Origin of the sequence: Kitasatospora sp. NPDC052896 (assembly GCF_044547075.1) — a bacterium.
Classification (GTDB): Bacteria; Actinomycetota; Actinomycetes; order Streptomycetales; family Streptomycetaceae; genus Kitasatospora.
In genome coordinates, this window is record NZ_JBITZU010000001.1 from 91,135 (window position 1) to 111,973 (window position 20,839).

The window sequence follows — 20,839 nt, forward strand, 5'->3', positions numbered from 1 at the left end:
CCCCGCGTCACTCTACGCGCGTCACTGACGCTTCTGCCAGACCCGGTCCAGAGCGGTCCGGGTGGCGTTCCGGAGGCCTACAGGTGCTCGGGCCCGAAGGCCTCCGGCAGCACCTCGGACATCGGCCGGATGCCCGAGGGCAGGTCCACCAGCAGCTCCGGGCCGCCGTGCTCGTACAGCAGCTGGCGGCAGCGCCCGCACGGGACCAGCAGCTGCCCGCGGCCGTCCACACAGGTGAAGGCGGTCAGCCGGCCACCGCCGCTGGCGTGCAGCGCGGAGACCAGACCGCACTCGGCGCACAGGCCGAGGCCGTACGAGGCGTTCTCCACGTTGCAGCCGGTCACCGTGCGACCGTCGTCGACCAGGGCGGCCGCCCCGACCGGGAAGTTGCTGTACGGGGCGTACGCCCGGGACATCGCGTCCCGGGCCGCCGCGCGCAGCGCCTCCCAGTCGGGTGCCGGCGCCGAGGCCCGGTCGGCCGTCACTTGCCCTGGCCCTTGCGGTAGATCTGACCGTCGGCCTTCGGCGGCCGCAGTCGCTGCGCCGACAGCACCAGCACCACCAGGGTGATGATGTACGGGGTCGCCACGATCAGCGGGCGCGGCACCGCGCTGGAGTCCGCGTACCAGGCCGCCAGGCCGGCCGCGCAGGCCAGGCTGACCAGCGCCGGGACGAAGCGGCGGCGGTACAGCTGCCAGAGCGTCAGCAGCGCCAGCACCAGCGCTATCACCAGCAGCAGCACGTGCACCGAGTTCGGGTCGCGCAGCTGGAGGCTGTCGGTGAAGCCGAACAGGCTCGCGCCGACGGCCAGGCCACCCGGCATCCAGTTACCGAAGATCATCGCGGCGAGACCGATGTACCCGCGGCCGCCGGTCTGACCGTCCTGGAAGTTGCTCGCCGCGACCATCGAGAGGTACGCGCCGCCGAGGCCGGCGAAGGCACCGGAGGCGGTCACCGCGAGGTACTTGTACTTGTAGACGTTCACACCCAGCGACTCGGCCGCGGTCGGGTTCTCACCGCAGGAGCGCAGCCGCAGGCCGAAGCTGGTGCGCCAGAGCACGAAGTAGCTGGCCACCAGCAGCACGGCCGCCAGCAGGGTGACCACCGACAGGTCGGTGACGAAGCCGCCGAGCACGCCCGCGACGTCCGAGACGAAGAACCAGTGGTGGTTCTCGATCCCGTCCAGCCAGGACGACAGCCCGGGAACGGTGATGCTGGGCAACTGGGGCGTCGGCGGGGACTTCGAGGCGCCGGCACCGGCCGAGACGTAGTCCGGGTAGTAGATCCGGTTGACGTACAGGCAGATGCCCGGGATCAGCAGGTTGATACCGACACCGGAGACGATGTGGTCCACGCCGAAGCCGACGGTGATCACCGCGTGCAGCAGGCCGCCCAGCGCACCGCCGATCATGCCGGCCAGCAGGCCGACCCAGGGGTTGACCAGGTAGCCGGTCCAGGCACCGCAGAAGGTGCCGGCCGCCATCATGCCCTCGAGGCCGATGTTGACCACACCGGCCCGCTCGGCCCAGAGACCGCCCAGACCCGCCATGCCGATCGGCACGGCCGAACCCAGCGCGGCCTCCATCTGGCCGGAGGAGGTCAGGTCGTGGCTGCCGGTGAGGGCGCCGACCACCGAGAAGAGCAGCAGCGCTCCGGCGATCAGCAGCAGCACGACGGGCAGCGAGAGCCGCTTGCCGCTCTTGGTCGGCGCCGCCTTGGCGGGCGCCTTGGCAGGTGCCGTGGTCGCGGTGCTCATGCCGCCACCTCCTTCTTCACGGCCGAAGCGGCCTGAGCGGCGAGCTGGGCGCCGACCTTCTGCTGCTGGCGCTTGAGGCCGAAGCGGCGCACCAGCTCGTAGGCGACGACCACGCAGATGACGATGGTGCCTTCCATGACGTTGACGATCTCAGGCGGGAAGCCCTGCAACGGCAGCTGGCCGCCGGTGGCGTCCAGGAAGGCCCACAGCAGCGCGGCGAAGGCGATGCCGAACGGGGTGTTGCGGCCCAGCAGCGCGATGGCGATACCGGTGAAGCCGAGGCCCACCTGGAAGCCCTGGCCGAAGACGTGCGAGTTCTGCAGCAGGTCCGGCATGCCGATCAGACCGGCCAGCGCGCCGGAGATGCACATGCTGGTCAGCACCATCCGCTTGACGTTGACGCCGCTCGCGGCGGCGGCCGACTCGGAGCGACCGGTGGCCCGCAGGTCGAAGCCGAACCGGGTGCGGGTCAGCACCAGCTGGAAGCCCACGCCGACGGCGATCGCGACGAAGATGAAGCCGTAGAGCTGGCCGCCCTGGGTGGTGATGCTGAAGAAGTCGCTGGAGGTCGCCATCGTCTTGGTCTGGATGCCGTAGGTGACCCCGCCCGTCTTCGGCGCGAGGATCCCCGGCACCAGCAGCACGCCGATGATGGCGGTGGTGATGGAGTTCAGCATGATGGTCGAGATGACCTCGTTGACCCCGCGGGTGACCTTGAGGACACCCGCGACGCCCGCCCAGGCCGCGCCGATCAGCATCGCGACGATCAGCACCAGCGGGATCTCGATGAACGAGGGCAGGTTCACCGTGGCGCCGACGAACGCGGCACCCATCATCGCCAGCTGGTACTGGCCGTCGGCGCCGATGTTGAACAGGTTCATCCGGAAGCCGAAGGCGACCGCGACACCGGCGAGGTAGTAGGTGACGGCCTTGTTGAGGACCGCGACCTGCCCGTTGGAGGCGAAGCCGTAGTTGGCCATGGTCTGGAAGGCCTGGACCGGGTTCTTGCCGGAGACCAACAGCAGGACCGAGCAGATCAGCACGGAGATGATGACGGCGAGGACGGGCGCGGCGAGGCCGAGAACCATCCGCTCGCGGTCGATCCGCTGCAGGAAGCCGCGCTTGGCGGGTTCAGTGGAGGTGGTCATGTGGGTCACTCCCCCGCCTGGGTGCCGGGGTCGGCGGCGGTGTCGGTGGTGGTGTCGTCCGACTCCTCGGCGGAGGAGTCGTCGGCCGCGGAGTCGTCCGCCGCGGTCGTGTCGGCCGCGGAGTCGTCAGCCGCGGTCGTGTCGGCCGCGGTGGTGTCGGCGGTCGCCTCGGCCGCGTGGCCGTCCAGGTGCCCGCCCGGCTCGTCGCTGCGGCCGTGCTCCTCCGCGGTGATCGCGGCGGCCTCGACCAGCGCCTCGTCGTCGGACTCGATGTGGCCGGCGGCCGCACCGGTCATCGCGGTGCCCAGGTCCTCGGCGGTGACCGTGGCCGGGTCCGCGTCGGCGACCAGACGGCCGCGGTAGATCACCCGGATGGTGTCGGAGAGCCCGATCAGCTCGTCCAGGTCCGCGGAGATCAGCAGGACGGCCAGGCCCTCGCGCTGCGCGGAGCGGATCTGCTCCCAGATCTGCGCCTGGGCGCCGACGTCCACGCCGCGGGTCGGGTGGGCGGCGATCAGCAGCTTGGGGCCGTGGCTCATCTCGCGGCCGATGATCAGCTTCTGCTGGTTGCCGCCGGAGAGCGAGGCCGCGGTGACCTCGATGCCGGGGGTGCGGACGTCGTACTCCTGGACGATCCGCAGGGTGTCCTGCCGCGCGGCGGCCGGGTCGAGCCGGAAGCCCTTGGAGTTCGGCGCCTCGGTGACGTGGCCGAGGATCCGGTTCTCCCAGAGCGGGGCCTCCAGCAGCAGGCCGTGCCGGTGCCGGTCCTCGGGGATGTAGCCGATGCCGGCCTCCCGACGGGCCCGGGTGAGCAGCTTGCTGAGGTCGGCGCCGTCCAGCGTGACGGTGCCGGCGTCCAGCGGGAGCATGCCCATGATGGCCTCGACCAGTTCGGCCTGGCCGTTGCCCTCGACACCCGCGATGCCGAGGATCTCGCCCTTGCGGATCCGCAGCGAGATGTCGTCCAGCACCACGCGCTCGATGCCCTCGGCGTCGCGCTTGGCGATCCGCAGGCCCTCGACCCTGAGCATCTCGGTCTCGGTGACGGTCGACTCGCGGCTCTCCGGGGAGGGCAGCTCGGCGCCGACCATCAGCTCGGCCAGCTGGCGGGCGGTGACGTTCTTCGGGTCCGCGTCGCCGACCGTGGTGCCGCGGCGGATCACGCTGATCGCGTCCGCCACCGAGAGCACCTCGTGCAGCTTGTGCGAGATGAAGATGACGGTGACGCCCTCGGACTTGAGCTCCCGCAGGTTGCCGAAGAGCGCGTCCACCTCCTGCGGGACCAGGACGGCGGTCGGCTCGTCCAGGATCAGGATCCGGGCACCGCGGTAGAGCACCTTGAGGATCTCGACCCGCTGGCGGTCGGCCACGCCGAGGTCCTCGACCAGGGCGTCCGGCCGGACGTTCAGGCTGTACTGCTCGGAGATCTCCAGGATCTTCTGCTTGGCCTTGGCACCGATGCCGTGCAGCTTCTCGCCGCCGAGGACGACGTTCTCCAGCACGGTGAGGTTGTCGGCCAGCATGAAGTGCTGGTGGACCATGCCGATGCCGCGGGCGATGGCGTCCGCGGGGGTGTGGAACTCCACCTGCTCGCCGTTGATGGCGATGGTGCCCTCGTCGGGGCGCTGCATCCCGTAGAGGATCTTCATCAGCGTCGACTTGCCGGCGCCGTTCTCACCCATCAGGGCGTGCACGGTGCCGGGGCGGACGGTGATGTCGATGTCGTGGTTGGCCACGACACCCGGGAAGCGCTTGGTGATACCGCGCAGTTCGACGGCCGCAGGCGCCGTCCCCACGCTGGGGCTACCTCCCTTGCTGAGGGAGGGGTCGGAAGCGGTGATGGCGATCTCCTGGAGGTGAGCAGACGCGTCGTTGCGCTGGGGAGGCCAGTAGTGCTGCGAAACGGCGCTGTGGGACGCCGCGAGCGGGGAGGTGCGCGCGGGTTTCATTCGGGGGCGCACAGCCCCGGAGGGAAGGCAGGGGCCCGGTGGGATGCGCTCGCGCGCGACCCACCGGGCCCCTCCCTGTCATGCGTGGTGCTGGCGGGCGGTCAGCGGCTGTGGGTGCCGCCGCCCGGTGTCAGCGGGTGGATCAGTTGGCCGGCGGCGCGGTCGGCACCGTGATCTGGCCGGAGATGATCTGCTGGGTGGCCGCGTCCAGCTTGGCCTTCAGGTCGTCGATGTGACCACCGGTGGTGGCCAGGCCGACACCGCCCGACTTCAGGTCGAAGCGCTGGATGCCGGTCAGCGGGGTGCCGTTCTTCACGCTCTGGATGTACGCGTAGACCGCGTTGTTCACGTTCTTGAGCGCCGAGGTGAGGATGCTGTTCTTGTACGCGGCCAGCGCGGGCTGCTTGGCCTGGTCGGTGTCGACACCGATCACCCAGGCGCCCGCCTTGGCGGCGACGGCCTGGATGGCACCGGTGCCGGAGGCGCCGGCGGCCGTGTAGATGACGTCGTCACCCTTGTCCAGCTGGCCCTGCGCGGCCTCCTTGCCCTTGGCGGGGTCGGAGAAGCCGGTGTTGTCCGGCGGGGTGGTCAGGTAGGTGACGTCGACCTTGATGCTCGGGTCGACCGAGGCGACACCCGCCCGGTAACCGGCCTCGAACTTCTTGATCAGCTCGGACTGCACACCGCCGATGAAGCCGACCTGCTTGGTCTTGGTCTTGCTGGCGGCGGCGATGCCGGCGAGGTAGGAGCTCTGCTGCTCGGTGAACTCCAGCGAGGTCACGTTGCTCGGCTGGGACGGGTCGTCCGAGTCGATGATCGCGAACTTGACGTTCGGGTGCTCCTTGGCGACCGCGTCAACGGCGGGCTGGTAGAGGAAGCCGACCGCGATGATCGGGTTGTACCCCGCGTCGACCAGGCTCTCCAGGCGGGCCTGCTTGTCGGAGTCGGCCTCACCGGCCTTGGCCTCGGCCTCGTCGACCTGGATGCCGAAGTCCTGCTTGGCCTTGTCGAGGCCCGCGGCGGCGGAGTCGTTGAAGCCCTGGTCACCACGGCCACCGACGTCGTAGGCCATACCGACCTTGAGGCCGGAGGAACCGGAGGAGCTGCTGCTGGTGGTGGTGCTCTGTGCGCCGCAAGCGGCGAGCGAGGCGATGCCCAGGGATCCCGAGAGCACAACCGCGGCGAGCTTTACTGAACGGCGCAAGGGAGTTCTCCTTCTACACACCCGTTTGGCGTGGTCTGGCGGAAACCGTAACGCGCGTAGAACACAGTTGTGTCACGGGCAGCCGGGGCATCCGGGTTGTTATCAAAACGTGGCAATTCAACCCGTCCCATCGGGAACACGCCCGAAGCCGACACCAGCCAACCCCCTTGAGTCGCTTAATGATCGTAATCCGGACACTCACCGACCGGGCGGCGACCCCCTCCCCCTCCTTATGGGGCGACGGACAGCGCGAAGGCCCGGCGGAGGCTCCGCCGGGCCTTCGGAGAAAACACGACTACTTGGCCACGTGCTCCTGGGCGAGCGAGACAAAGAGTTCGACGCCCACCGCGATGGCACGTTCGTCCACGTCGAAGCGGCCCTGGTGGAGATCGCGGACGGTCGTCTCGTCCGGCGCGCGGACGCCGAGCCGGGCCAGCGCGCCGGGGGCGTGCTCCAGGTACCAGGAGAAGTCCTCGCCCCCCAGGCTCTGCTCCGTTTCCTCCACGACTTCTTCACTTCCGTCACCGAACTGAAGATTCATCGCCTTCTCCAGCACGGCGATGGAGCTGACCTCGTTCACCACCGGCGGCACGCCCCGGTGGTAGTCGAGGGTCCACTTCGCTCGATGGGTTTCGGCCAACTTGGTGATCAGCTCGTGCAGCACGTCCGGCGCCTCGCGCCAGCCGGGCAGCTCCAGGCAGCGCACGGTGCCCTCCAGCTCGGCGTGCTGCGGGATCACGTTCGGCGCCGAACCGGAGGCGATCCGGCCCCAGACCAGGCTGACGCCCCAGCGCGGGTCCATCCGGCGGGCGAACGCGGCCGGCAGGTCGGCGGCCACCTTGGCGATCGCGGTGACCAGGTCGGTGGTCAGGTGCGGCCGAGCGGTGTGGCCGCCGGGTCCGTCCAGGTGCAGCACCAGCCGGTCGCAGGCCGAGGTGATCGCCCCGACCTTCAGGCCGACCTTGCCCACCAGCACCTTCGGGTCGCAGTGCACCGCGAAGATCCGCTCCACCCCGGCCATCCCGCCGGCCTCGATCACCTCCAGAGCACCACCGGGCATCACCTCCTCGGCGGGCTGGAAGATCAGCCGCACCGGCCGCCGCAGCCGCCCCTCGCGCAGCGCGTCACCCAGTACCAGCCCGGTGCCCAGCGCGATCGCGGTGTGCACGTCGTGGCCGCAGGCGTGGGCCCGGCCGGGGACCGTCGAGCGGTACGGGACCTCGGACTTGGCGTCGTCGATGGGCAGCGCGTCGATGTCCGCACGGAAGGCCAGCAGCGGTGCGCCGGCCGGCGCGTCGGCCGGCACCAGATCGACCGTCAGTCCGGTGCCGCCGGGCAGCACCTTCGGATCCAGGCCCGCCCTGCGCAACCGCTCGACCAGCAACGAGGTGGTGCGGAACTCCTGTCGCCCCAGCTCCGGGTGGCGGTGCAGGTCGCGCCGGAAGGCGATCAGCTCCGCCTCGTAACCCCCGACCCGCGCCCGCAGCGAACCCCGCCCGGCAGCCGCCGGACCGGGTGCGGCGGACCGGCGTCCGGCGGCTGCCGCGGCGACGGTGGCCGGTGAGGGCGTGCGCCCGGCGACGGAACGGACCTGGGGGGGCGCCTGTTCGGCGGAGTGAGGCTGGTTCACCCCAACAAGGGTATGTCCGCGGCCGGATTTTGGCCTGGGTTCTGCGGAAGAAGCACCCGGATTGGCGCATACACGGCCGGGGGGTGGGTATGACATCGGGATTTGGCCACCTTCCCCGGCTGACGCCGCGCTGGGTCATGGCCCTGTGCAACGACCGAGCGGCCGTCCGGTCACGTCTCGCGGGCACCGCAGGTCACCCAGTGCGCCGGGGGGCGAATCACACCCGAATGGCCGGCACGTTTCAAGATCCGGACGCACTGGTCATGTGCTGGTAAAAAATTCAGACGAAGTCTTGAGCTTCGACCATCCGAGCGAATAGACAACGAGCGCACAGTCAAACCTCGCAGCCGCTCGACACTCCCTCAGGAGCCCGGTCGGGCGGGGCGATCCGCCATGCCCGCGTCCGGCCGCGCCCACGAGGCGCGGCCGAGTCGCCGTCAGACATCCCTGCTTCGCAGGTGATGCGGCCCAGCCATGAGAGTGGGGAACCCACGTGCCAGCAGCTGTTCGCAGCCGGCTCTCCCGGATAGCAGTGGCGGCTCCGGCCGCCGCCGCGCTCGTCCTGGGAACGCTCGCGATCGCCTCCCCCGCGATCGCTGACACCACCTCCGACGGCCCCGGCGCCGCCAAGGCGCTCCAGGGGACCAGCCCCGCCTGGGCCACGCCCCAGGCCGACGCCGGCGCGGTGCCCGACAGCACCCCGGCCACCGCCCGGGTCTACCTGGCCGGCAGGGACCCGCAGGGGCTGGCCGCCTTCGCGCAGGCCGTCTCCTCGCCGGACTCCTCGCAGTACGGCGAGTTCCTCTCCGCGGCCGACGTCAAGGCCCGCTTCGGGCCCAGCGAGCAGCAGGTCAAGGCGGTGACCGACTGGGTCACCGGCGCCGGTCTCAAGGTCACCGCGACCACCGAGCACTACGTCGAGGTCAGCGGCACCACCGCGGGCATGACCAAGGCCTTCGGCACCCGGTTCCGCAACTACCGCACCGCGGACGGCACGCAGAGCGCCCCGGCCTCCGACGCGGTGGTCCCGGCCGGCGTCGCCAACGCCGTGCTGGACATCGGCGGGCTGACCAGCGTCAACCAGAAGTCGGCCTCGCAGGCCGTCTCGGTGGCCGCCGCCGAGGCCAAGGCCGAGGGCCAGAACCCCGCCGCGCAGTCGGCCCGTTCGGCCGCCGCGCCGCAGGCCACCACCGACGCCAAGGGGCAGAACACCCTGCCGACCACGCCGACCTGCTCGGACGACGGTTACGGCTCGAAGACCGCCAAGGGCGCGCCCACCGGCTACGAGAAGAACGACCCCTTCGCGCCGTGCAGTTACGTCCCGAGCCAGCTGCGCAAGGCGTACGGCGTGACCGACGCCAAGCTGACCGGCAAGGGCGCCACCGTCGCGATCGTCGACGCGTACGGGCTGGGCACCATGGAGGCCGACGCCGACCACTTCTCGACCGCGCACGGCGACAAGCCGTTCGCGCCCGGGCAGTACAAGGAGGTCGTCACCCCCGCCAAGTGGACCCACCAGGCCGACTGCGGCGACTGGTCGGGCGAGGAGGCGCTGGACGTCGAGATGGTGCACGGCCTCGCGCCGGACGCCAACGTGGTCTACGTGGGCGCCAACTCCTGCGAGGACGCGGACCTGAGCGACGCGCTGGCCGACATCGTCGACAACCACCTGGCCGACATCGTCTCGAACTCCTACGGCGAGATCATGCACGGCAAGAGCGGTGACCTCGACCCGGCCGTGATCGCCAACGACAACCAGCTCTTCGAGCTGGGCGCCGCCGAGGGCATCGGCTTCAACGCCTCGGCCGGCGACTGCGGTGACAACTCGCCGGGCGCCGCGGCCACCGGTGTCAACTGCCAGGCCGACACCAACCAGGCGCAGACCCAGTGGCCGTCCTCCTCGCCGTGGGTGACCGCGGTGGGCGGCACCGCGCTGGAGCTGAAGGACAAGAAGGGCGACTACGGCCACGAGGTCAGCATGGGCGACGAGCGCTCGGTGCTCTCGACCGACGGCAAGTCGTGGACCCCGGCCCCCGGCCAGGCCCCCTTCTACTTCGGCGGTGGCGGCGGCGTCGTCAAGGGCGAGCCGCAGCCGTGGTACCAGAAGGGCGTGGTGCCGGACTCCATCTCGCTGGTGGCGGCGGACGGCACCAAGTCGGCCACCCCGCAGCGCGCCACCCCGGACGTCGCGATGAGCGGTGACCTGGTGGCCGCCACCCTGGTCGGCTACACCCCGACCGGCGGCGCCTACAGCGAGGGCGGCTACGGCGGCACCTCGGTCTCCTCGCCGGAGTACGCCGGCATCGAGGCCGACGCCATCCAGGCCCGCGGCGGCCGTCCGATCGGCTTCGCCAACCCGGGCATCTACGACCGGGCCGGCACCAAGGCCTTCCACGACGTCAACGACGCGGCCGTGCACACCAAGCGCGGCAACGTGGTCGACCTGGGTGTCGTGGACGGCGCGTTGAAGGTCCGGCTGTACAAGATCGGCGCCGACTACGGCCTGTCGGCCTCGGCCGGCTACGACACCGCGACCGGTGTCGGCTCGCCGGGCAAGGACTTCTTCAAGTCCTACCGGCTGGGCAAGCAGCACTGATCCCGACGGCGAGGCCCGGAGTCCTGGACCCACGAGGTCGGACTCCGGGCCTCGCCCGCGTTCGGTGACGGGTCAGAACCGTTCGACCGGGGTGTAGGTGCCCCAGACCTCCCGCAGCGCGTCGCACACCTCGCCGACCGTGGCACGGGCGGCCAGCGCCTCCTTCATCGGGGGGAGCACGTTCTCGGTGCCCTCGGCGGCCCTGCGCATCCGGGTGAGCGCGCGGCCCACCGCCGAGCCGTCCCGGTCGGCGCGCAACCGGGCCAGCCGGGCGGCCTGTCGGGCCTCGATCGCCGGGTCCACCCGCAGCGGCTGGTACGGCTCCTCGGCCGCCAGCTGGAAGCGGTTGACACCGACGACGGTCCGCTCGCCGGAGTCGGTCTCCTGCTGGATCCGGTAGGCGGTGCGCTCGATCTCCGCCTTCTGGTAGCCGTTCTCGATCGCGGCCACCGCACCGCCCATCTCCTCGACCCTGGCCATCAGTCGCACCGCCGCGGCCTCGACCTCGTCGGTCATCGCCTCGACCGCGTACGAGCCGGCGAAGGGGTCGACGGTGGCGGTGACGTCGCTCTCGTAGGCGAGCACCTGCTGGGTGCGCAGCGCCAGTCGGGCCGACTTCTCGGTGGGCAGTGCGATGGCCTCGTCGAAGCTGTTGGTGTGCAGCGACTGGGTGCCGCCGAGCACCGCGGCCAGTGCCTGGATCGAGACCCGGACCAGGTTGACCTCGGGCTGCTGCGCGGTCAGTTGCACCCCGGCGGTCTGGGTGTGGAACCGAAGCATCTGCGAGCGGGGGTTCCTCGCGCCGAACTCGTCGCGCATCACCCGGGCCCAGATCCGGCGCGCGGCACGGAACTTGGCGACCTCCTCGAGCAGCGTGGTGCGCGAGACGAAGAAGAAGGAGAGCCGCGGCGCGAAGTCGTCCACGGCCATCCCGGCCGCCACCGCGGTGCGCACGTACTCGATGCCGTTGGCCAGCGTGAAGGCGATCTCCTGCGCGGGGTTCGCGCCGGCCTCGGCCATGTGGTAGCCGGAGATCGAGATGGTGTTCCACTTCGGGATCCCGGCCCGGCAGTACCGGAAGACGTCCGCGGTCAGCCGCAGGCTCGGCTTGGGCGGGAAGATGTAGGTGCCGCGGGCGATGTACTCCTTCAGCACGTCGTTCTGGATCGTTCCGGTGAGCCGGTTGGCCGGCACCCCCTGGGACTCGCCGACCAGTTGGTAGAGGAGCAGCAGCAACGAGCCGGGCGCGTTGATGGTCATCGAGGTGGAGACCTCGCCCAGCGGGATCCCGTCGAAGAGCACGCCCATGTCCTCGACGCTGTCGATCGCCACGCCGACCTTGCCGACCTCACCGGCCGCGATCGGGGCGTCCGAGTCGTAGCCCATCTGGGTCGGCAGGTCGAAGGCGACCGAGAGGCCCGTCGTGCCGTGGGCGATCAGCTGCTGGTAACGGGCGTTGGACTCGGCGGCGGTGCCGAAGCCCGCGTACTGGCGCATCGTCCAGGGCCGGCCGGTGTACATCGACGGGTACACGCCGCGGGTGAACGGGTACTCGCCGGGCCGGCCGAGCCGCTCCACCGGCTGGTCCGGGCCGTACAGGGGGTCGATCACGAAGCCCGACTCGGCCCGACGGACAGGCTGCGGGCCGCGCGACTGGGCTGCCATGGGATCCTCCGCGGGATGCAGGTGCGACGCACGGAACGGGCGGACTCGCGGTCGGTGGAGATGATTCCGCTCCCGGGGCCGCCCTCACACCTCTGTTCCTACCCCGACTGCGATGATGGCGCCGGTATCGGGCACGACCGAACGGGAGAGTGGGCAGATGACGAGCGACCGGCAGAGGGTGGCCGTGGTGACCGGGGCGAGCAGCGGGATCGGCGCGGCGACCGCCCGGCGGCTGGCGACCGAGGGTTTCTCCGTGGTGCTGACCGCCCGCCGCACCGAGCGGATCGAGGAGATCGCCAAGGAGATCGAGAGCACCGGCGGGACGGCCCGCGCGGTCACCCTGGACGTCACCGACCGGGCCGCGGTGGACGCCTTCGCCGCCACCTTCGACGAGCTGCACGTGCTGGTCAACAACGCCGGTGGGGCGATCGGCGCGGAGTCGGTGGAGGAGGGCGACCCGGCCGACTGGCTGGCGATGTACCAGGTGAACGTGCTGGGCGTGCTGCACATGACGCAGGCGCTGCTGCCGGCGCTGCGGGCCAGCGACGACGGGACGGTGCTGATCCTCTCCTCCACCGCGGCGCTGGCCGCCTACGAGGGCGGCGGCGGCTACGTGGCCGCCAAGCACGCCGCGCACACCATCGCGGCCACCCTCCGTCTGGAGCTGGTGGGCGAACCCATCCGGGTGATCGAGATCGCCCCGGGCATGGTCCGGTCGGAGGGCTTCGCGGTGACCCGGTTCCGTGGCGACGAGGCCCGGGCGGCCGCCGTCTACCAGGGCGTCTCGCACCCGCTGACCTCGGAGGACATCGCCGACACGGTGGCCTGGGCGGTCACCCGTCCGTCGCACGTGAACATCGACCTGCTGGTGGTCCGGCCGCGCGCCCAGGCCTCCAACTACAAGGTCCACCGCGACTGATCCCGGCAGGCGGGGTCGGGCGAGCCGGTGGTACCTGTGTTCGTGTGAACATATTCCGGTTCGCCCGCCTCGCCGTACCCGTGTCACTCGGCTCGCTGCTGCTGGCGAGCTGCTCCGGGAGTGACCACCCCGCCGACGCCGGCGCTCGACCCGCCGCCGCGAGCCCCACCGCCGCGAGCCCCGTCCCCGCCGTGGCCAGCCCCACGGATCCGGCCCTGCGGTCCTTCTACGGCCAGCGGATCGGCTGGAGCAAGTGCTCGGACGGCTCCGACCTGCAGTGCGGGAAGCTGCGCGTCCCGCTCGACTACGGCCATCCGACCGGCGACTCGATAGAGCTGGCGCTGATCCGGGCGCAGGCCGCGCAGGCCGCCAAGCGCGAGGGCTCGTTGGTGGTCAACCCCGGCGGTCCGGGCGCCTCCGGAGTCGACATGGTCAAGGACGGACTCTCCGACTTCGACGGCCCGCTGCGCGACCACTTCGACGTGGTCGGCTTCGACCCGCGCGGCACCGGCGCCAGTGCCCCGGTGCACTGCCTGAGCGACCAGCAGCGCGACGCCCGGTCCCAGCAGGACTCGCCGACCGACCCGGCGGCCCGCAAGGCCCAGCTCGACCAGCAGGCCAGGACCTTCGCGGCGGCCTGCCAGGCCAACTCCGGCAAGCTGCTCCCCCACGTCGGCACCCGCGACAGCGCCCGTGACATGGACGTGCTGCGCCAGGCCCTGGGCGACGCCAAGCTCAACTACCTCGGCGTCTCCTACGGCACCTACCTGGGCTCGCTCTACGCCGAGCAGTTCCCGCAGCGGACCGGCCGGCTGGTGCTGGACGGTGCGATCGACCCGGCCGCCGACAGGCTGGACTCCAACGTCAACCAGCAGATCGGCTTCGAGAGGTCGCTGGAGCACTTCGCCACCGACTGCGCCACCAACCACGCCGCCGACTGCCCGTTGGGCAGCGACCCGGACACCGCCGCGGACGAGGCCGCCGACTTCCTGGACGACCTGCGGACCAAGCCGCTGCCCACCGACGACGGCCGCAAGCTGACCTCCACCCTGGGCTGGACCGGCACCCTGCTCTTCCTCTACGGCGACCAGACCAGCGCCTGGCCGCAGCTGCGCCAGGCGCTCGGCGCCGCGATGAAGCAGGGCCAGGGCGACGACCTGCTGGACGCCGCCGACCTCTACAGCGGGCGCGGCGCCGACGGCCGCTACGACGCCAGCTCGGACGCCCAGACCGCCATCTCCTGCGCGGACGGCCAGGAGCCGGCGCCCTCCCGGCAGCGCGCCCAGCAGGTGCTGGCCGAGCTCAAGCAGGAGGCGCCGCTGCTCAACCGGGACACCACCGCGGACGACGTGAGCACCCCGGCCTGCGCCGACTGGCCGGTGCGGAGCCCGGAGCACCCGCACACCATCCGGGCCGAGGGCAGTGCCCCGATCCTGGTGATCGGCACCACCGAGGACCCGGCCACCCCGTACGCGGCGGCGCAGAACCTGGCCAAGGGCTTCGCCAACGCGACCCTGCTCACCCGGGAGGGTGAAGGTCACGCGGCGTTCGGCAGCGGCAACGCCTGCATCGACCAGGCGCTCGACGCGTACCTGGTCAACGGCACCATGCCGCCCCCGCACACCAGCTGCGCCAGGTAGTCCCAGCGTCCGATCGACGGCACGGGCGGCACCCCGGTCACAACTTGATAGCTCGTGCGAGTGAATTCCGCGAGCACTCTCCCCAACTGATGGGCACTCAACTACCGTGGTGCCGCTGCCGGGAGGACCGAAGCGCCGCCCGGCCGAGCGCACCCGCACCCGTCGCCGCCGACCTCGCCCGCAACCGCTGATCTCCGCCGTTCGTCCCCGCCGTCACGGCCCGCGGGTGCCGCATGCTTGTTCCGTCCACCCGTCGCGCCGCCGTGCCCCTGCGAGGGGTAGCACAGGAGGAGGATTCCGCTGGCCAGCGACATTCCGGCCGACCGCTCGACGGATCACACCGCCGAGCACCCGTCGGCCGGCCTACCCCCGCAGCGCCCGGACGGCCCGGCGGCCCTGCTGCAGCCGACCCCGCTCCAGCCGCCGGCCGCCGTCGGCCTGCACCGCTTCAACGAGGCCGACCCCGGCGCCGCCGAGGAGGCCCTGCTCGCCTGCTGCGGCAGTCACCGCTGGGCGCTCCGGCTGACCGCCCACCGTCCCTACCCGGATCTGGAGTCCCTGCTCGCCGCCGCCAGCGAGGCCTCCTACGACCTGCGCCCGAGCGACCTGGCCGAGGCGCTGGCCGACGAGAGCTGGATGCCGCAGCCGCTGCTCGGCATGCGCGCCCCCGGCAGCCAGGCGGCGCACACCGCGCTGCGGGCCGCGCACGCCGCCTACGAGTCCCGGTTCGGCCACGTCTTCGTGGTCTGCCTGGACGGCGTGGATCCGGAGGAGATGCTGGACGCCGTGCTCAGCTCGATCCGCACCCGGCTGGCCAACGAGCCGGACGAGGAGCGGCTGATCGCCGCCGAGGAGCTGCGCCGGATCGCGCTGCACCGGCTGGAGCACCTGGTCGCCAGCCACGCCGCGGGCGCCCACTGACAGCTCCGTTGGCATCACCCGGAGTAACCCGGGCGGGCCACATTACGCCGCTCGTGCCTGATTGATCACACTCAAACCCCCCGGAGGCGGGACCCGACAGGGCGTCGATAGGATGACCGCGGCCGGTGGACCGTACCCGGCCGGGCTGACCGACACCGAAGCCGGCCGAGCCCTTCAACCGCTTCCGGAGGGTTTTCCGTGCCGGCTGGAACGCTGTACCGCGGCCGAGAAGGCATGTGGTCCTGGGTGGCTCATCGAGTCACTGGCGTCCTCATCTTCTTCTTCCTGTTCGCACACGTCCTGGACACCGCACTGGTGCGGGTCTCACCCCAGGCGTACGACACCGTCATCGCGACCTACAAGACGCCTCTGGTGAACCTGATGGAGTACGGCCTCACGGCCGCCATCCTGTTCCACGCCCTGAACGGCCTGCGGCTGATCGCGGTGGACTTCTGGTCGAAGGGCCCGAAGTACCAGAAGCAGATGCTGTGGAGCGTCGTCGGCCTCTGGGTCGTCCTGATGGCCGGTGCCTTCTGGGGCATCCTGCAGCACACCCTGCTCACCTGGTTCGGGAAGTGATCCGGCATGTCGACTGACACCACTGACCTGGAGCTGGCCACCGCCCCCCAGGCGCACACCGGGCGGGGCCTCGGCACCGGCAACCCGGCCGACCAGTTCGTCGTCCAGCCGCCGCGCACCCGGTCCACGAAGACCCCGCGCCGCACTCGGACCAACTTCGAGATGCTCGCCTGGCTCTTCATGCGCCTCTCGGGCGTCGTCCTGGTGGTGCTGATCCTGGGCCACCTGACGATCATGCTGCTGCTGGACGGCGGCGTGTCGAAGATCAACTTCGCCTTCGTCGCCGGCCGCTGGGCCTCCCCGTTCTGGCAGGGCTGGGACCTGCTGATGCTCTGGCTCGCCATGCTGCACGGCGCCAACGGCATGCGCACGGTCATCAACGACTACGCCGAGAAGGACTCCACCCGGCTCTGGCTGAAGACCCTCATGGGTGCCGCGACCATCTTCACGGTCCTGCTCGGCACCCTGGTGATCTTCACCTTCGACCCGAACATCTAATCGGCAATCGGCAGAGGCCAGAGGCGAGCTAACCCCCATGCAGATTCACCAGTACGACACCGTCATCGTCGGCGCCGGCGGCGCCGGCATGCGCGCGGCCATCGAGTCGACCCAGCGCAGCCGGACCGCCGTCCTGACCAAGCTCTACCCGACCCGCTCCCACACCGGCGCGGCCCAGGGCGGCATGTGCGCCGCCCTCGCCAACGTCGAGGAGGACAACTGGGAGTGGCACACCTTCGACACGGTCAAGGGTGGTGACTACCTGGTCGACCAGGACGCCGCCGAGATCATGTGCAAGGAGGCCATCGACGCGGTCCTCGACCTGGAGAAGATGGGGCTCCCCTTCTCCCGGACCGAGCAGGGCCGGATCGACCAGCGGCGCTTCGGCGGCCACACCCGCAACCACGGCGAGGCGGCGGTCCGCCGCTCCTGCTACGCGGCCGACCGCACCGGTCACATGATCCTCCAGACGCTGTTCCAGAACTGCGTCAAGCACGGCGTCGAGTTCTTCAACGAGTTCTACGTCCTCGACCTGCTGATCAACGACGGCAAGACCGCCGGCGTGGTCGCCTACGAGCTGGCCACCGGCGAGATCCACGTCTTCCAGGCCAAGTCGGTGGTCTTCGCCTCCGGCGGTACCGGCAAGTTCTTCAAGGTCACCTCCAACGCCCACACCCTCACCGGTGACGGCCAGGCGCTGGTCTACCGCCGCGGCCTGCCGCTGGAGGACATGGAGTTCTTCCAGTTCCACCCGACGGGCATCTGGCGGATGGGCATCCTGCTCACCGAGGGCGCCCGCGGCGAGGGCGGCATCCTGCGCAACAAGGACGGCGAGCGCTTCATGGAGCGCTACGCCCCGGTCATGAAGGACCTCGCGTCCCGTGACGTCTGCTCGCGCGCGATCTACACCGAGATCCGCGAGGGCCGCGGCTGCGGTCCGGACGGCGACCACGTGTACCTGGACCTGACCCACCTGCCGCCGGAGCAGCTGGACGCCAAGCTCCCGGACATCACCGAGTTCGCCCGCACCTACCTCGGCATCGAGCCCTACACGGACCCGATCCCGATCCAGCCCACCGCGCACTACGCGATGGGCGGCATCCCGACCAACGTCGAGGGTGAGGTGCTGCGCAACAACACCGACATCGTCCCGGGCCTGTACGCGGCCGGCGAGGTCGCCTGCGTCTCCGTGCACGGCGCCAACCGTCTGGGCACCAACTCGCTGCTGGACATCAACGTGTTCGGCCGCCGGGCGGGCATCGCCGCCGCCGACTACGCCAACGCCAACGACTTCGTCTCGCTGCCCGCCAACCCGGCGGAGAAGGTGCAGGCGCTGGTCGACGGCCTGCGCGAGTCCGAGGGCACCGAGTCGGTCGCGCAGATCCGCAAGGAGCTGCAGGAGAGCATGGACGTCAACGCCATGGTCTACCGCACCGGCGCCACCCTGAAGCAGGCCGCCGAGGACATCGCGGCGCTGCGCGAGCGGTACAAGCACGTCGCCATCCAGGACAAGGGCTTCCGCTACAACACCGACCTGCTGGAGGCCGTCGAGCTGGGCAACCTGCTCGACCTGGCCGAGGTGCTGGTCGTCTCCGCGCTGGCCCGCGAGGAGTCGCGCGGCGGCCACTTCCGCGAGGACTTCCCGACCCGTGACGACGTGAAGTTCATGCAGCACACCATGGCGTACCAGGAGGTGGCCGAGGACGGCACCACCTCGATCCGCCTTGACTACAAGCCGGTCGTCACGACCCGCTACCAGCCGATGGAGCGTAAGTACTGATGAGCGCCCCCACTCTCGACCAGCCGCACTCCTCGGCGCTCGACGCGGCCGAGTCCGGCGCCGTCCAGCTGATCACCTTCACCCTGCGGATCCGCCGGTTCAACCCGGAGGAGCACCCGGAGCCGGTGTGGGTGGACTACCAGCTGACCATGGACCCGAAGGAGCGCGTCCTGGACGCCCTCAACAAGGTCAAGTGGGAGCAGGACGGCACCCTGACCTACCGTCGCTCCTGCGCCCACGGCATCTGCGGCTCGGACGCCATGCGGATCAACGGCCGCAACCGGCTGGCCTGCAAGACCCTGCTGAAGGACGTCAACCCGGAGAAGCCGATCACGATCGAGGCCATCAAGGGCCTCGCGGTCCTCAAGGACCTGGTCGTGGACATGGACCCGTTCTTCCAGGCGTACAAGGACGTCATGCCGTTCCTGATCACCAAGGGGAACGACCCGACGCGCGAGCGCCTGCAGTCCGCCGAGGAGCGCGAGCGCTTCGACGACACCACCAAGTGCATCCTGTGCGCCGCGTGCACCTCGTCCTGCCCGGTCTTCTGGAACGACGGCCAGTACTTCGGCCCGGCCGCCATCGTCAACGCGCACCGCTTCATCTTCGACTCGCGCGACGAGGGCGCGGAGCAGCGCCTGGAGATCCTCAACGACCGTGAGGGCGTCTGGCGCTGCCGGACCACCTTCAACTGCTCGGAGGCCTGCCCGCGTGGCATCGAGGTCACCAAGGCGATCCAGGAAGTGAAGCGGGCCCTGGTCACCCGCCGCTTCTGAACCACCCCCGCCGAACGGCTGAGGCCCCGTCCACTCGGACGGGGCCTCAGCCGTTCCCGGAACCCGGGTCAGCGCAGCGCGCCGAGGTCCTTCGGGGTGCTCCAGCCGGTGAAGGTCACCAGGTGCCGGCCAGCGGTGACGGCCCACAGGTCGGGCGCGCCGCCGTGACCGGTCAGGTCGCCCGAACTGCCCAGCACCGGGTAGGCCGCGGTGGTGAAGCCCCCGGCGACCGCGTCGGCCGTCGGGTCGGCCAGCGCGGAGAAGTCGGTGCTGCCGTCCGCCTTCTTCGGCAGCGGGTAGGCGTGCAGCTCGCCGGTGGCCCGGTCGCGGGCCCAGAGTGCCAGGTTGCCCTGGGCATCGGGGCCGGGGGCGACCAGGTCGTAGCCGGTCCAGTTGCCGGTGGTGGTGAGCCGGCGGGCGTCTGCGAAGTGGCCCATCCGGTAGCCCTCGAAGAGCCACAGGTCGCCGTGCTCGACGCCGAGCAGGGTGGGCGCCTGCTGGCTCGCGGTGGTGACCGGGCCGAGCGCGACCAACTGGTCGGCGGCGGACCAGTCGGCGCTCAGGTCGGCCGGGCAGCCGATCGCCGCGCCGGAGACGTCCTGGCAGCTGGTGACCGGCATGACCAGGCCGGGGGGCTGGTTCGACTCGATCTGCGGGGAGCCGTTGTCCCGGTAGAGGTAGAGCGCGTTCCGGGCGGTGCTCCGCACGAACACGTCGTCGGCCGGCGCCTCACCCCGGCCCCAGCCACGGTGGTTGATCTCGTCACCGGTCCAGCTGCCCCGCTGGCCGGGTTCCTGGGCGGCCGGCACGACCGCGCTCGGCACGGTGTTCCCCGACCCGCCGCTGATCACCTGGAGGTTCCCGTTGGCGTCCGGCAGCACGATGTCCGGCACTCCGTCGTTGTCCACGTCACCCAGGGCCTGCGGCGGGTTGGGGTTCGAGGGCGCGTAGAAGGTGTACGGGAACGGCTGCGAGACGTTGCCCGCGTTGTCCATCGCCTGGACCTGGAGGGTGTTCGCCCCCCACTGGGTCGGCTTCAGCTGGATGCTCGCGCTGCCGTCCGGGCCCGCCGCGACCTGGTTCGGGCCGCCGCAGCTGGTGAAGACGCCCAGCGAGGCCGGGGCGAGCGCGTACTGGTAGCACGCCACCCCGGAGGCCGCGCCGCCGGCCGGGGCCGGGTCCGTGCCCGTGATGGTGAAGGTGCCGGTCTGTCCCGCGTACTTCACCGGCGTGCCCCCGGACGCCGGGAAGTCGGTGGAACTGACGTTCAGTGTGGGCGGGGTGGAGTCGACCCGGAAGTGGCAGGTCCGCGAGGTCGCCCGGACGCCACCGCGGCCCGAGTGGGCGCGCCAGGAGTAGCTGTGGCCGTCCTGCAGGCCGGACACCTGCACGCTCGCCGTGCCGTCGGGCCGGACCGCGGCCGTGCCGGTGAAGGCCTGGTGGCGCGGCGTGCTGGTCCGGTCGGTGACGGTGATCGTCGGCCCGGTGGTGGCGCCGGCCGGTCCCTGGACGGCGAGCGTCAGCGGGGTGGGGCTGACGAGCGAGACCCAGCCCGGGGTCGTGGTGCGGTCGCACGCGTCGGTGTGCGTCCCGGTGGCGGCGAAGCCCGGCGCGGGCAGCGCGTGCGGACTGCCGTAGGCCGGACCGGTCGCGGCGACGGCGCTCGGTGCGGCGGCGAGCCCGGCGGCCAGGGTCAGCGCACCCGTGGCGGCGGCGAGCAACCGGCTGGAAGAAAGCACGATAGGAGTCCCCCCAAAGTTCGTGGTCGGTGAAGCGGG

At 71.1% G+C, this 20,839-nt stretch carries 17 protein-coding genes; 8 read left to right on the forward strand and 9 right to left on the reverse strand.

Annotated elements, in window-relative coordinates; all coding sequences use genetic code 11:
- Window positions 1-77: 77 nt before the first annotated feature.
- From ACIGXM_RS00400 to ACIGXM_RS00425, 6 genes are all read right to left on the reverse strand, one after another.
- Window positions 78-485: a cytidine deaminase gene (locus ACIGXM_RS00400; protein WP_396555283.1), complete on the reverse strand. Its 408-nt coding sequence runs from the start codon at window positions 483-485 to the stop codon at window positions 78-80.
- Window positions 482-1,756 (reverse strand): ABC transporter permease, encoded by a 1,275-nt coding sequence (locus ACIGXM_RS00405; RefSeq protein WP_396555285.1) that lies wholly within the window; start codon window positions 1,754-1,756, stop codon window positions 482-484. The genes ACIGXM_RS00400 and ACIGXM_RS00405 overlap by 4 nt, the downstream gene beginning before the upstream one ends.
- On the reverse strand, window positions 1,753-2,904 hold the full coding sequence (locus ACIGXM_RS00410; RefSeq protein ID WP_396555287.1) for an ABC transporter permease: 1,152 nt from the start codon (window positions 2,902-2,904) through the stop codon (window positions 1,753-1,755). Before ACIGXM_RS00410 ends, ACIGXM_RS00405 begins: the two co-directional genes overlap by 4 nt.
- Window positions 2,905-2,909: 5 nt before the next feature.
- Complete coding sequence (locus ACIGXM_RS00415; RefSeq protein ID WP_396557292.1) at window positions 2,910-4,586, reverse strand: ABC transporter ATP-binding protein; 1,677 nt, start codon at window positions 4,584-4,586, stop codon at window positions 2,910-2,912.
- A gap of 409 nt (window positions 4,587-4,995) precedes the next feature.
- Window positions 4,996-6,057: a BMP family protein gene (locus tag ACIGXM_RS00420; RefSeq protein WP_396555289.1), complete on the reverse strand. Its 1,062-nt coding sequence runs from the start codon at window positions 6,055-6,057 to the stop codon at window positions 4,996-4,998.
- 295 nt (window positions 6,058-6,352) lie between these two features.
- Window positions 6,353-7,543, reverse strand: a complete 1,191-nt coding sequence (locus tag ACIGXM_RS00425; RefSeq protein ID WP_396557294.1) for an amidohydrolase — start codon at window positions 7,541-7,543, stop codon at window positions 6,353-6,355.
- Between the two features lie 637 nt (window positions 7,544-8,180).
- Here ACIGXM_RS00425 and ACIGXM_RS00430 point away from each other — a divergent pair.
- A complete protein-coding gene (locus tag ACIGXM_RS00430; protein WP_396555291.1) occupies window positions 8,181-10,283 on the forward strand; it encodes a protease pro-enzyme activation domain-containing protein in 2,103 nt (700 codons plus the stop codon).
- A gap of 72 nt (window positions 10,284-10,355) precedes the next feature.
- Here ACIGXM_RS00430 and ACIGXM_RS00435 read toward each other — a convergent pair whose 3' ends face one another.
- Window positions 10,356-11,948 (reverse strand): methylmalonyl-CoA mutase, encoded by a 1,593-nt coding sequence (locus tag ACIGXM_RS00435; protein ID WP_396555293.1) that lies wholly within the window; start codon window positions 11,946-11,948, stop codon window positions 10,356-10,358.
- Between the two features lie 157 nt (window positions 11,949-12,105).
- Here ACIGXM_RS00435 and ACIGXM_RS00440 point away from each other — a divergent pair, with 157 nt between their 5' ends.
- Entirely contained in the window at window positions 12,106-12,867 is a 762-nt protein-coding gene (locus ACIGXM_RS00440) for an SDR family NAD(P)-dependent oxidoreductase (protein WP_396555295.1), read from the forward strand.
- 44 nt (window positions 12,868-12,911) lie between these two features.
- Window positions 12,912-14,507: an alpha/beta hydrolase gene (locus tag ACIGXM_RS00445; RefSeq protein WP_396555297.1), complete on the forward strand. Its 1,596-nt coding sequence runs from the start codon at window positions 12,912-12,914 to the stop codon at window positions 14,505-14,507.
- Window positions 14,508-14,870: 363 nt separating this feature from the next.
- On the opposite strand, the gene ACIGXM_RS00450 is transcribed toward ACIGXM_RS00445, so the two are convergent.
- Entirely contained in the window at window positions 14,871-15,014 is a 144-nt protein-coding gene (locus tag ACIGXM_RS00450) for a hypothetical protein (protein WP_396555299.1), read from the reverse strand.
- Between ACIGXM_RS00450 and ACIGXM_RS00455 the strand changes: the two genes are divergently transcribed.
- The 5 genes from ACIGXM_RS00455 (at window position 14,991) to ACIGXM_RS00475 (ending at window position 19,061) form a co-directional block, all read left to right on the forward strand.
- The gene (locus ACIGXM_RS00455; protein ID WP_396557296.1) at window positions 14,991-15,428 is read left to right on the forward strand and encodes a 2-oxo-4-hydroxy-4-carboxy-5-ureidoimidazoline decarboxylase; all 438 of its coding nucleotides are present in this window, start codon (window positions 14,991-14,993) and stop codon (window positions 15,426-15,428) included. The genes ACIGXM_RS00450 and ACIGXM_RS00455 overlap by 24 nt on opposite strands.
- Window positions 15,429-15,626: 198 nt before the next feature.
- Window positions 15,627-16,007, forward strand: a complete 381-nt coding sequence (gene sdhC / locus ACIGXM_RS00460; protein WP_396555301.1) for a succinate dehydrogenase, cytochrome b556 subunit — start codon at window positions 15,627-15,629, stop codon at window positions 16,005-16,007.
- Window positions 16,008-16,013: 6 nt separating this feature from the next.
- A complete protein-coding gene (gene sdhD / locus ACIGXM_RS00465; protein WP_396555303.1) occupies window positions 16,014-16,505 on the forward strand; it encodes a succinate dehydrogenase, hydrophobic membrane anchor protein in 492 nt (163 codons plus the stop codon).
- 37 nt (window positions 16,506-16,542) lie between these two features.
- Entirely contained in the window at window positions 16,543-18,285 is a 1,743-nt protein-coding gene (sdhA, locus tag ACIGXM_RS00470; protein WP_396555305.1) for a succinate dehydrogenase flavoprotein subunit, read from the forward strand.
- The gene (locus ACIGXM_RS00475; protein ID WP_396555307.1) at window positions 18,285-19,061 is read left to right on the forward strand and encodes a succinate dehydrogenase iron-sulfur subunit; all 777 of its coding nucleotides are present in this window, start codon (window positions 18,285-18,287) and stop codon (window positions 19,059-19,061) included. Before sdhA ends, ACIGXM_RS00475 begins: the two co-directional genes overlap by 1 nt.
- Before the next feature lie 68 nt (window positions 19,062-19,129).
- Here ACIGXM_RS00475 and ACIGXM_RS00480 read toward each other — a convergent pair whose 3' ends face one another.
- A complete protein-coding gene (locus ACIGXM_RS00480) occupies window positions 19,130-20,800 on the reverse strand; it encodes a hypothetical protein (RefSeq protein ID WP_396555309.1) in 1,671 nt (556 codons plus the stop codon).
- Window positions 20,801-20,839: the final 39 nt, after the last annotated feature.